At 36.0% G+C, this 12,647-nt stretch carries 12 protein-coding genes; 10 read left to right on the forward strand and 2 right to left on the reverse strand.

Going from position 1 to position 12,647, the window contains the following annotated elements; genetic code table 11:
* Positions 1–149 precede the first annotated feature (149 nt).
* The 5 genes from AL022_RS03055 to AL022_RS03075 all read left to right on the forward strand — a co-directional run bounded on the left by AL022_RS03055 (position 150) and on the right by AL022_RS03075 (position 4,466).
* A complete protein-coding gene (locus AL022_RS03055; RefSeq protein ID WP_014934812.1) occupies positions 150–1,148 on the forward strand; it encodes a DHH family phosphoesterase in 999 nt (332 codons plus the stop codon).
* Between the two features lie 16 nt (positions 1,149–1,164).
* Complete coding sequence (locus AL022_RS03060; protein WP_014934813.1) at positions 1,165–2,109, forward strand: FKBP-type peptidyl-prolyl cis-trans isomerase; 945 nt, start codon at positions 1,165–1,167, stop codon at positions 2,107–2,109.
* A 213-nt stretch (positions 2,110–2,322) separates the two neighbouring features.
* The gene (locus AL022_RS03065) at positions 2,323–2,985 is read left to right on the forward strand and encodes an ankyrin repeat domain-containing protein (protein WP_014934814.1); all 663 of its coding nucleotides are present in this window, start codon (positions 2,323–2,325) and stop codon (positions 2,983–2,985) included.
* Positions 2,986–3,086: 101 nt separating this feature from the next.
* Positions 3,087–3,413: an Asp-tRNA(Asn)/Glu-tRNA(Gln) amidotransferase subunit GatC gene (gatC, locus tag AL022_RS03070; protein ID WP_014934815.1), complete on the forward strand. Its 327-nt coding sequence runs from the start codon at positions 3,087–3,089 to the stop codon at positions 3,411–3,413.
* Complete coding sequence (locus tag AL022_RS03075; RefSeq protein WP_014934816.1) at positions 3,414–4,466, forward strand: lysylphosphatidylglycerol synthase transmembrane domain-containing protein; 1,053 nt, start codon at positions 3,414–3,416, stop codon at positions 4,464–4,466.
* A 78-nt stretch (positions 4,467–4,544) separates the two neighbouring features.
* Here the strand turns inward: AL022_RS03075 and priA are convergent, their stop codons facing one another.
* Together priA and AL022_RS03085 are read right to left on the reverse strand one after the other, a co-directional pair.
* Positions 4,545–6,956 (reverse strand): replication restart helicase PriA, encoded by a 2,412-nt coding sequence (gene priA, locus AL022_RS03080; RefSeq protein WP_014934817.1) that lies wholly within the window; start codon positions 6,954–6,956, stop codon positions 4,545–4,547.
* Between the two features lie 144 nt (positions 6,957–7,100).
* The gene (locus AL022_RS03085; RefSeq protein WP_014934818.1) at positions 7,101–7,901 is read right to left on the reverse strand and encodes a 3'-5' exonuclease; all 801 of its coding nucleotides are present in this window, start codon (positions 7,899–7,901) and stop codon (positions 7,101–7,103) included.
* An 86-nt stretch (positions 7,902–7,987) separates the two neighbouring features.
* Between AL022_RS03085 and mutY the strand changes: the two genes are divergently transcribed.
* The 5 genes from mutY to AL022_RS03110 all read left to right on the forward strand — a co-directional run bounded on the left by mutY (position 7,988) and on the right by AL022_RS03110 (position 12,614).
* The gene (gene mutY, locus AL022_RS03090) at positions 7,988–9,184 is read left to right on the forward strand and encodes an A/G-specific adenine glycosylase (protein ID WP_242388172.1); all 1,197 of its coding nucleotides are present in this window, start codon (positions 7,988–7,990) and stop codon (positions 9,182–9,184) included.
* 236 nt (positions 9,185–9,420) lie between these two features.
* Positions 9,421–9,630 carry a cold-shock protein gene (locus tag AL022_RS03095; RefSeq protein ID WP_014934820.1) on the forward strand — a complete coding sequence of 70 codons (210 nt, stop codon included), beginning with the start codon at positions 9,421–9,423 and terminating at the stop codon, positions 9,628–9,630.
* A 49-nt stretch (positions 9,631–9,679) separates the two neighbouring features.
* Complete coding sequence (locus AL022_RS03100; protein ID WP_014934821.1) at positions 9,680–10,849, forward strand: DEAD/DEAH box helicase; 1,170 nt, start codon at positions 9,680–9,682, stop codon at positions 10,847–10,849.
* 269 nt (positions 10,850–11,118) lie between these two features.
* Positions 11,119–11,784 (forward strand): hypothetical protein, encoded by a 666-nt coding sequence (locus AL022_RS03105; protein ID WP_014934822.1) that lies wholly within the window; start codon positions 11,119–11,121, stop codon positions 11,782–11,784.
* 200 nt (positions 11,785–11,984) lie between these two features.
* Complete coding sequence (locus AL022_RS03110; RefSeq protein ID WP_041546129.1) at positions 11,985–12,614, forward strand: hypothetical protein; 630 nt, start codon at positions 11,985–11,987, stop codon at positions 12,612–12,614.
* The last annotated feature ends 33 nt before the right edge of the window (positions 12,615–12,647 follow it).

Genomic DNA, 12,647 nt, shown 5'->3' on the forward strand with positions numbered 1-12,647 from the left:
TAAGGTAGCAGTAGATTCATCTTTTATCTATAGCTTTGATATGATAAACGAAGCAGTGTGTAGTGTGCCATCCATCACAGTTTCAATAATTATTTTTACAATCAAATTAGTTTTTCTATACCACAAATTTTTATTAGATTGCTTCTTATATGTACGATATATCTATTTTAAAGGAACAGTTGGCTAGTCCTAAGCAAGTTGCCGTACTGATGCATGCTAGGCCTGATGCAGATGCACTAGGTACCTCCTTGGCTTTGGCTTTATTTCTAAGGGACCAAGGCCATTCTGTTCATGTAATTGCCCCAACGGAATATCCTGCTTTTCTATCTTGGCTTCCCGGTGTAGATACCGTAATAGTAGCAGCCCATTATACGCAGCAGGCCTTATTGGCCCAAATGCAGGATATAGATCTACTATTTTGTGTAGATTTTTCTGCTGTTAGTCGTTTGGATGAATGGGCCTATCTATTGAAGCAATCTGATGTATTTAAGATTATTATTGACCACCATATAGAACCAGAAAATTTTGCAGATCTTTTATTATGGGATTCCCAAGCAGCGGCCAGTGCAGAGATCTTGTTTCAAATTTTTGAAGCATTGGGACAGAAAAAAAAGATAACCCCTGCTATTGCCACTTGTTTGTATGCTGGTCTGGTCACCGATACCAACTCCTTTAAAAATCCAAATACTAGGGCTATTACCCATCGTATTGCAGCAGATTTGATAGAATATGGTGTAGAAACTTTTAAGGTCCAACGGCTTATTTATGACAATAAGTCTCTGAATAGGTTGCATTTTTTTAGTTTTGCAATTAGTCAACGGTTGGTTGTGCTATGGCCGTTACATGTAGCTTATTTTGTTATTCAAAAAGAGGATTATAAAAGATACGACTTAAAGAGTGGTGATACGGAAGGATTGGTAGATTATGCGCTTTCTATAAAAGACATATCTTTGGCTGCTGTTTTAAAGGAAAAGGATGACACCGTATATCTTTCCCTGCGTTCTATTGGTGATTTGCCAGCTAACCTAATTGCTAAAAAATATTTTAATGGCGGCGGACATAAAAATGCTGCAGGAGGGGTTTCTCATTTGAGTTTAGTTGAAACGGTAGATCGGTTTGAAAAAATATTGCAAGAGTTTTTCCTTTAATTATTGATAAAATCATATGAAACGCAAGATAGTATGTACCGCATTGGTACTATTCTTAGGACTAGTCTGTTACAATCATCAATACCATTGCTATGGCTATCCTTTTGTAACCACGCCATCTGGTCTTTCTTATAAAACCATAGGGAAGAAAAGTAGTGGGAAAAAAGTACAAGATGGCCAATGGATTAAAGTCTTTATTACTATGAAAGTCATCCATAAAAAGGAAGCAAACAGGAAGGAAAGCATACGGATCAATCAAAAAGAATGTATATTTCTATTTGATAATAATTTTCAGTCAAAAGATAAGAGAATAGCTGAGATGATAGGTATGATGCAAGAAAAGCAGCGAGTGGTTTTTAAATGCACCCCTCAATACTATTTAGACGAAGAAAATCCAGCCCATTTGGCACAACTTTTAAAGCAGTGTGCGTTAAACCAAGAGGATACATTAATGTTTGATATTAAATTAGATAAAATTATGACCGATCAAGAGTATAGCCAAATGCTAGCCCAATCTCGTAGTGCCCAATTAGCCAAAGACAAACAGCTTATTATAGATTATTTAACTACCCATCATATTCAAGCTTCTTCAACCGATTCTGGTCTTTTTTATACAATTGATCAACCTTCTCAAGGTAGGCCTGTAGTAAAGGGGCAAACCATTAAAGTCCATTATACTGGTAGACTATTAGATGGTACTATTTTTGATACCAGTGTAGAAGAGGTTGCCAAAGCCAACAACCTTTATAATCCACATAAGGGCTATCAACCATTCGAATTTCGAGTAGGTGAACGTGGTGTGATTCAAGGATGGCAAGAAGGTTTATTATTGCTCAAAAAGCATGAAAAAGCACGTTTGTTTATACCATCTATTTTAGCCTATGGCCCTGACGGTATAAAAGGCGTTATTCCTGAAAATGCAATTCTATTATTTGAAGTAGAGGTCGTAGATCTTTGCTAGATTCATGCGTGGTCACTTATTCAGATCTTACATGGTAGCCGCGCGTTTGTTACGTTGCATGGATAATTGGCTAATAGATCTGGCTTATGTTCCACTTTCGGGTCTGTGTTGGGCATTTTTATTTGCCTGTGTACGCAATTTATCCAGTAGATCTATAAGTCGATCTATTGGATTATCTTTCGTTTGCTAATCCATTTGCTGTTAGTGTACTATATGCAATATCTAGCTTTATTTGTTATAACTTGCGGATTCTTGATAGCCAGCAACTGCCACCAAAAAGCTGATGCATCATCGAAGCGAATGCCTTTAATCGTAGCCATCAAAAAAGGTGAATTTGAAAAAGTGCGTGCCTATTTGCATACGGGTGCAGATCCTAATATGAGAGATTCATATGGCAATACCCCGTTACATTGGGCTGGCTATTGTGATAATGATGGTCGTATTACCAAACAGTTGCTTGAGAAAGGGGCAAAGGTAGATGCCTTAGATAAAAATAATTTTACCTCTTTATATTGGTCAGTCGAGAAGAGACATGTACGTACTATGCAAGCATTGATTGAACAAGCAATAGCTCTGAAAATAAAACCCATTTCATGCGAGTGTGAAAATTTGTTGTCTTGGGCTGCTGATTGTAAAGATGGTGAAAGTAGTAATAAAATGGTTGCTGACTTATTGAGATTCGGACTTGATCCCAATCAACCAGATAACAATCGCTGTACGCCATTGCATTACGCAGTACAGCATGGAAATATAAAAGTAGTGCAAACCCTTTTAGGCGCAGGTGCACGTACCGATCTACAAGATAAATCTGGTAAGGTCCCATTAGACGTTGCTAAACAGAATGATGTGGTGGTTCAATTGTTATTACACGGATAAACTGCAATATAGTTCCCCATATAACATCGTATGGCTATTTTGTTTTATTTGATTTATAAACGAACTTTATTACTTGTTAAACTTTTTTATGTAAAGTACATATGATCATTGATGACGACCTTTTAAATAAATTGGCCTACCTTTGTCGTCTTGAATTGCCGCCACATGAGCGGGAGAAGATGCTCCATGACTTAAATGCAATGGTAGATTGGGTAGAACAATTAGATGAACTAGATGTAGACAATAATGTTATGCTAGCAGAAAAGCCTTCTAAACTAGAATCTAGTAGCCTTCGTACAGATGTGGTGTCGAATTCACTTTCCCATGAACAAGCCTTATCACTTGCGCCCAGTAGTGATTCAAATTATTTCAGGGTGCCCTCTGTAAAAGGCATAACGGCTTCTGTAGAATTATCTGAATCAACTTAAATGAACAATCAGACCCAGATGGATGCGCAAGATCCTCCTAAAACATTAAATGTTAAAAAAGTATGGCTGCCTATATTGGGTGGACTAGCTATTACAGTATTTCTATTTTATAGATCTGGTAAAATTTCGAGTGAAATAGTTAGATTATTGTATCACCCTAATTGGAATTATCTATATATGGCTTGCTTGGCTATTCTGCTGCGAGAAGTTGGTCATATATATAGGTTACGCGTCTTAAGCAATCATAGCTTGCGTTGGACTAGTTGTTTGTATGTAGCTATTCTTTGGGAGTTTGGGACTGCTGTAACCCCATCTGTAGTAGGAGGAGGGTTAGTGGCTATTTTTCTTCTATCTAAAGAAGGATTATCACTGGGTAGATCTATGGCCTATATTGTAGTGCTGGGGATGATGGATAATTTTTTCTTTCTTTTAGCAGGTTCATTTGGTTTAGGCGGAGTATATGATCCTATTTTTGCTATGGCAGGCCCATTCTGTAGTAGCATCAAGCGCTTTTTTATTATTATTTATATTTTGTTCTTCTTGTATAATTTGGTAATGGCCATTGGTGTCTTTATAAACCCCAAGTTCTTAAAGTGGATTTTAATCTATGTGACCAGTATCGCTTTCCTAAAGCGATGGCGTCGATCGGCCTATCAGCTTAGTAAAGATATTATAGTTACTTCAGATGAATTTAGAGGGAGAGGGCTTCTTTTTTGGTGTAAAATGTTGCTTTGTACCTTTTTAATTTGGACGGTTCGATATATCTTAATGAATTGTTTAATTGCTACCTATTGTCCTACTTCCTTTGGTGAACATTTGGTTATTTTGGGCAAACAAGTAGTCATGTGGACATTGATGTTGGTGCCTGCTTTGCCAGGTGGAACTGGTATCGCTGAACTTTTGTTTCAGCAATTTTTTGAACCTATGTTAGGGGACTATACCTTGCTAATTGTACTGCTATGGCGTATGGCTACTTTTTATCTTTACCTGATTTTAGGAGCTATTTTGTTACCTAAATGGCTTCAAAAAAGGTTTAAAATGAAAGTATTTTAGTGATTTTAATTTATTCGTTCTGTTGCGTTTGTACGCAACAGAACCATATTTAGTGTAACGTTCTCTATGAATTGTATATTAAATCGGATCTATATCCAATACTATTTTGATTTTGCTATAGGGTTCTTTACTTAGCATATATTTGCAACCATTTCTTACATCCTCTTTTATACGCTGCAATCTACTTAAATTTTTACTCGGTATTTTTAATAATAGATCTAATAAAAAATAATTTCTGATTTTACCCACTAATGGTTGTTGAGGTCCTAGTGCTATACCTTCAAAATTTTTTTCTAATATTTTTTTTAATTTGATGGCCCCTGATTGTAAGGTAGATCCATCCATACCACTTAAACGTAGTTTAATGAGTCTAACATAGGGAGGATATAGAAACCGCTTTCTTTCTGCTAATTCACTATGATACATCCCTTCATAATCACCATTAGATAAGTATTGAAACAAAGGATGATCGCTCTGTCTGGTTTGAATAAATACACTGCCTTCTTTGTCGCGTCTACCTGCTCTTCCCGCCAACTGGGTAATCAGTTGAAAACATTTTTCATTGGATCTAAAGTCAGGAAAGTAAAGTAATCCATCTATATCAGGTATACCTATAAGGCGCATATTCGCAAAATCTAATCCTTTGGCCATCATCTGTGTACCCACTAAAATATCTATTGATCCATCGTTTATCTTTTTCAATAAAGATTGGTAACTATTTTTCCCTTTTGTGCTATCTAAATCCATCCGACCCATCTTTTGTTTTGGGAATATAAGTTGCAAGCTTTCTTCTAGTTTTTCTGTACCAAAGCCTATATTGTGTAGCTGTTTTGATCCACAATGGTCGCACGTCGAAAAAGTAAGCCTAGTATAGTCACAATAATGGCAGCGGAGATGATTCGATGCTTGGTGATAGGTAAGACTTACCGAGCAAGTAAGACAACGTGGGATCCATCCACAAGCTGCACATAAAAAGTATGATGCATATCCTCTTCTGTTTTGAAAAATCATTGCTTGACCACCTTCTATATGGTTCTTTTCAAGCTTAGATAGTAGCGTCAGAGAAAAATTTTCTCGCATAGCTTTACGCTTTTTTTCTATGTTCAGGTCAATAAAAAATAACTTAGGTTGCCCTGCTGTCCCAAATCTATGGCTTAATCTTACCAAGCCATATTTACCAGTTTGGCTATTGTAATAGCTTTCTATAGAAGGTGTGGCTGAACCCAGTAAAACTTTTGCTTGATGTTGTTGTGCCAATAGAATGCTACTCTCTCGTGCATGGTAGGTAGGCATTCTATCGATCTGTTTATAGGCCTGATCGTGTTCTTCGTCTATAATAATCAGTTGTAGCGCTTTAAAAGGCAGCAAAAGGGCAGATCGTGTGCCTATGACCAATAATGCAGCTGGGTTTAGCAAGCGTGCCCATGTTTTTAAACCTTCTTTATTCGATTGTTTTGAGTGGTGTACCATTAACCATTCTCCCCAAAAAGGTCTGATACGTTCTACCATATGCGTTATTAAACCTATTTCTGGTACTAAAAACAATACTTGTTTTTGTTGACAGAGTGCAGATGCAATTAGATGCATATATAACGCTGTTTTACCGCTTCCTATAGTACCATATAATAGTACCGCTGTTTTTTGAGTAAATTGCCTTTCAATTTCTATAAGCGCTTTTTTTTGATAGGTTGTTAAAGTAGATAATGGTGTACAGGGTGCTGTAAAAGTTACCAGCTGAGGTGAATCTGTCTTTATCAAAATCCCTTTCTTGTATAATGCATGAAAAGCTGATTGAGAATAGCCTAAAAGTACTTCTTTAGAAATATATAGAGGAAAATTTTCTTTATTGGGTAAAAAATGGGCTAAAAGTGCTTGTTGTTTCGGTGATCGTGGTGCTAGTTTGGTTATGGTAAATGGATCTAAATGGATAGTTGGAGAAAGGGTAATGTAGCGGTTGTCACGCTCTGCTGGATCAATCACAGTTTCGACAGTTGCCTCTACCAATCTTTTAGACAGCAGTGCTATAAGTGCTTTATTAGTATCTTTTTGTCCTATTAATGACACAATAGATCTATAAGATAAAGATTGGTGTTGTAGTGCAGTTATAATAATTTGTTCGATTGCAGATAGTGTATAGTTGCCCATAGACTCCTTGTATTGAAAACCTATGTTGTTATTAAGTATTTTAGGCCATGCCATCGATAGCGTTTCACCAAGATTAGATAGGTAATAATTAGCCATCCATTCTAAGAATGCCAATTGCTGAGTTGTAAATAAAGGGGTTGCGTAAGAGATAGCTAATACATCCTTAGTAGGATAGGAGGGAGGGATATTATGGCAGCGGATTACAATCCCAAGCAAGAGTTTGCTGCTACGCAATGGTACAAGTACACTACTACCTATTTCTAATCTATCTTGGTACTGAAAAGGAATAGAGTAGGTTAAAGCTTTAATAGGTAGCGGAAATATAATATCTACAAATTTTTTCAAGTGCCATACATTTTAAAAGTGTAAAAATGCTTATGCTATAACTCGAGTCATGTTATAAGTGATTGGTTAAGTCGTCCCGTAGGACTATTCAATAGACCTATAGATGTAAAACCTTGACTGCTTCAATCAATAAATTAAGTACTTTTAATCTATTATACCCATTTTAATTTGGGTTAATTTACGCTTGGTATCCAAAGGAAAATCACCTTGTATCATCCATTTATAATAAGAAGGTTCCAATTTGAGCACCTCTGATACACTTTTCCCTTTGTGTTTGCCAAAGTTAAAGATGGGTATATGTTGCGCGTTGTAGACTATTCTACCTGCAAAATCCACCATGTTGGTATTGGTTAGATGATGTAGGGTAGCCACATCATTTTTTATGATACCCAATGCATTGCCTAATGAATCTACTACTGGCTGATTTTCATATCTTTTTATTTGTTCCATAAGTACCTCTAAAGTAGCCTCTATGTCTACCATAGCGTTATGAGCGCCATCTAGTTCCTTTTGACAATAAAATTGATAAGCTGCCTTTAAAGTTCTTTTTTCCATTAAGTGAAAAAGCTTTTGAACATCTACGATTTTACGGGTTTCTACTTTAAACTCTAATTCTGCCCGTAAAAAGCTTTCTACTAATATAGGTATATCAAAACGCAGCAGATTAAAACCAGCTAAGTCAGCGCCTTTTAAAAAGGCAATTAATTCTTTTCCTATTTGTTTAAACGTTGGTTTGTCTTTTAGATCTTCCGTATAAATACCATGGATTAAACTAGATTCAATAGGAATAGTTTGTTCTGGATTAATTCTTTTGTAAAAGGTCAAGCGGTTGCCGTTGGGCATAAGTTTAATCATTGCAATTTCTATGATGCGATCATGTACTACATTGGTACCTGTAGTTTCTAAGTCTAAAAAAACAAGTGAATTGGTTAATTGTAAAGGCATAGTATCTTTTTCTTTGCTGAAGCTTGTCGTTGCAAGGATATTATTTATACACATAAAAAATGGTTTGTCCCCGCTTAAATTTGTCTATGCTTGCCTATATTGCGCAATGGTTATCGATTATTCAGTCTACAGTAGTACTTCTTGCCAAATATAATAAAATATGCACTACACTTTCCATTATCGTATCCTCTATATTAATGAATACCATTAGCCATCTTATTTTTCGTAGGTTATTGCTTTCTTGGTACAAGTTACATCAGCGTTGTTTGCCTTGGCGTACCACTAAAGATCCATATAAGATATGGTTATCAGAAATTATTTTGCAACAAACAAGAGTTGTGCAAGGGCTTCCCTATTATGAGCGTTTTATTGCCCAATATCCTTCTGTAGTCGCATTATCCCGTGCTACAGAACAGGATGTGCTCCGTTTATGGCAGGGATTGGGTTACTATAGCAGAGCCCGTAACCTACATCATTGTGCGCAAACTATTGTTGAAAAATATAATGGCGTTTTTCCTACTAGTTACCGATCACTCCTTACATTGAAGGGTGTAGGCCCTTATACAGCCGCAGCGATTGCTGCCGTTTCTTTTAAAGAAGTAGTAGCTGCTGTAGATGGAAATGTCTACCGTGTATTGGCACGTATTTTTGGGTTAACCTATGATATAGGTACATCCCAAGGTAGAAAACAAATGCATCAGTTTGCTACCCTATTAGTAGATCCTATACAACCTGATACATATAGTCAAGCAATTATGGATTTTGGTGCACTCCAATGTACGCCAGTAGCTCATTTTTGTACTACCTGTATTTTCAACAGCTATTGCGTGGCTTTCTATACCGACAGACAAAAAGTATTGCCTGTTAAAACCAATAGACTACATAAACGAGTCCGTTATTTTGACTATTTTATTTTGCAGTATAAGGAAGCCATATATATGAAAAAGCGTATAAAAAGAGATATTTGGCAAGGGATGTATGATTTTTATTTGTTAGAAAATAAACAGCGCTTGGTGGTAGATCAGATGGAAGATCCTTTGTGTAGGTTAGCTAAAAGCCATCAGTTATCCATTACTACCTTTGAAAAAGAAGCATCCCATTTGCTCACCCATCAGAAGTTGTTGGTGAAATTTCACAAGATCGAGGTTACTTTAGCTTTCTTGCAAGCAACCAACGATCTATTTAATCAATTTTCCTTAGTATCATTTAATCGTTCACAGATTCAAACTTTGCCTAAACCTATATTGATTCAAAATTTTTTAAAAAGACTAAATTTTGTTTAGTTAAAAAGTTTGAATAGCTGTTTTTTATCCATACTACTATAGCCTCTACTTACTTAAGTCTACCATTTTGGCAATAAAAATTTTCTTTTGTGAATAAAAATATTTACCTTGCAACACGCGTTTTTTCTAACCTTAAGTCAAGGTGCCTATAGGTTGCTCATTTAACAATTTTATAAGTAAAAGGTAAGTTAAGGCGCTTCGCGTTTAATTTTTAATAATAGTTTTTTTTGTTTTCCATGATGGAAGGAGTAGTAAAATGGTTTGATCCAGCCAAAGGTTATGGATTTATAAAACCGGTAAATGGAGGTAAAGATGTTTTTGTTCATATAAGTGCGCTTGTAGCGTCTAGAGTAAGCATGATAGACCAAGGTCAATCAGTAGGTTTTGAAATAACCAGCGATAGAGGCAAAGAAGTAGCTAGTAACATTAAGGTACTTGATGTGTAAGGAACAGAAGAAGAATGATTTAAATTTTAATATTATACTTTAATATACATTGAGTAATACTTTTCAAACATATAATTTGCCATCAGCTCTTTTGGGAGCGTTGGCCAAGATGCAGTATGATCATCCTACTGCTATTCAAGACCAAGTGATTCCAGTAGCTTTAACCGGCCAAGACATTTTAGGTTCTTCTAAAACAGGTAGTGGAAAAACAGCTGCTTTTTCTATACCTGTAGTTGCACAGCTTATGGATCGGCCTGAGGCGCGTGTACTCGTATTGGCCCCCACACGGGAGCTTGCTGAACAAGTGGCAGGTGTGATGTCGAGTATGATTCGTGGTTGTAGCCACTTGCGTACGGTATTGTTAATAGGAGGTGAGCCCATTGGCAAGCAGTTAATGCGTTTGCGCACGAACCCTAATATTATTGTAGGTACACCTGGTCGTGTAGAAGATCATTTATGTAGAGGCTCACTACATTTGCAACGTACTACCTTTTTGGTATTGGATGAAATCGACCGAATGTTAGATATGGGTTTTTCTATTCAAATAGATAAAATTATTAAGCGTTTGCCGATAGAACGACAAACATTGATGTTTTCGGCTACCTTGGATAGAAACATTGAGCGATTGGCTGGGTCTTATTTAAGGCAACCGGCACGTATTAATGTCGAAGTATCTGATGATGAGCCTAAAAACATAGAAGAAGAATCTCTTTATGTGCCAGAGGCTGCAAAATTCCAAGTTTTATTGGAGCAACTTAATCAACGGGAAGGGTCTATTATTGTTTTCGTAAGAACGCAAATAAAGGCAGATAGCATCAGTTATCAATTACAGCAAGCAAATTTTAAAGTTTGCGCCATTCATGGTGGATTAAAGCAACACCAACGGAAGCGTGTCATAAAGGACTTTAGAAATAAGCATTATACTATTATTGTAGCAACTGATGTCGCTGCAAGGGGATTAGATATTGATCATATCAAGCATGTAATCAATTATGATTTTCCCCAAGCTGCTGAAGATTATACCCATAGAATTGGTAGAACCGGTAGAGCGGGTGCTACAGGTTTTGCTTTGTCTATGATTTCTTCTCCCCAAGAAAGAAGGCTTTGGCGTATTATTCATAATGATCCAGTAGAAAAAGAAGTAAAAAGGCCATTTAGACAAAGCACAAATTTTAATCGGTTTAGATCTCGTTCTTTTGGACGTAGTGTTTCAGGTTAAGTATTTTACTTGTTTTGTTTGTTTCACTTAAGGGTTAGCTTTCATCTATTGTTAAAGGCTAGCCCTTTTTCTATAAATCTGGTAGTAAGCTTTAATCATTTTTTTCAGCGTAGCAATCACTCTATATTTAACCCTTCTATATTACAGTTGTATTGCTTGGAATTTTATATAAATAATCCTAGGATAAAAATCCATTCAGTTGCATAGAAAATTTTTGTAAGAGAAATTTGTTTTATACATTATCTATTTTGTTTTTAATAAAAAATGTTATGTACCGTTTTATCCAGCTTTTTAAACGATTAAGTTATGCTATAATAATAAGTCTAATTTTTACCCATCAAGCAGCAGCTTTTAGGATTAGATTAGGGACTCCGCATCAAGATCTAAAGCATTACTTTTATACAGGTATTAAGTCCCAATTAGGATATGCAAGTCTTAATGTCAACCACCCCAAAATAATTTGTCTGGGGGGTAGTTACTCCAGGGGTGCTGTTCTATTGGGGGCATTGGTAGGACGCCAGTGGATGCAATATTTTGCTACCGAGTTAGCTTTTGAATGGTTGCACAGCTATGCAGGAAGGAAAGAATATTTATTCAGGAGTGAGCCTATTAAAACTGACCTCAGTTTCTATACCCTTGGTTTTGGTTTAGACTGTATGCCTATGCTACCTGTATCAGATAATATAAGTCTATTGGGCGTATTCGGTATTGGGTATAAAAATGCTAATATAACAGAAAACAAACAAAAAATATTTGACTTGATGGGATGGAAGGTTATTCCTAGAATTGGGCTAGGAGTAGTTTTAGATAGAGTAGATGCACGTCTTTCACTAAAACTTTTAACGGAGCTTAATAATTTATTTAAAGATGGTAATCAATCGGTATTTAAACCTTCTTTTCTGCTTGGTGTAAATCTCTCTTTAAGTTTTAAATAACCAGTGTTATCTACTTTGTCATCAGGTTATACCTTAACCTTATTGTATAAAGCTGTCTCTATCTATTTTCATGCTGCGTTTTAATTCAATAATAAATGATCTATAAGGTTATGGAACAACCATTATTCAAGCGGGGTATATTCTGCTACTTTAAAAGAATATTGTACTACTGTTTCTTGTGCTGCTGCAGTTTAGTCTCTATGCCCATACCATCTGTAGAAGCAAAGACAAAAAAAACAGCTGTTCAGGACGATCCAGAACAGCAAAAAAAGCATAAAAATAAAAAAAAGAAAAGCACTAAAGTTAAAGAACCCGCATATGATATCATTGCGTATACTTCTCTTTGTCTAGAAAATCCCAGAAAATTAGCCAAATACGCTACTTTTTACCATTCGGGTGACCATTGTATAGGACTGGATATCAATAGAATAGATATTACTAGCGATGCAGATATAATATGCAGTATCTATGCTGGAGAACGGCTTAAAAGTTTTACTGAGGACAGCGAAAAAGCTACTTGGAAGCTTATCCAACGATATTATACAGCTCAGTTGTTGGCAGAGCGTGATTATAATCACTACCAAAACTATAAAAAAAATCAAGGAAATTATCGAGATTATAGCAATGGTATTTTGACTGGCCTGCTTACAAATGCTATTGTAAGTTCTATTCAAGCAGCAAGATTTAAGGAAGAGGAAGCTATTTTTAAACGCATACTACCCTGTATGGCTAACCTATATAGTATAAAAAAGCAAGTGCAACTCAGTAAAATTAATGTAGTCATGCTGACTACTAGAGTCCCTATTTTATACGAGCCAGTTGTTTGGTAACTACCGGTAAGACTACAAAACCACGCTATATAA

Source organism: Cardinium endosymbiont cEper1 of Encarsia pergandiella, from assembly GCF_000304455.1.
Lineage (GTDB): Bacteria > Bacteroidota > Bacteroidia > Cytophagales > Amoebophilaceae > Cardinium.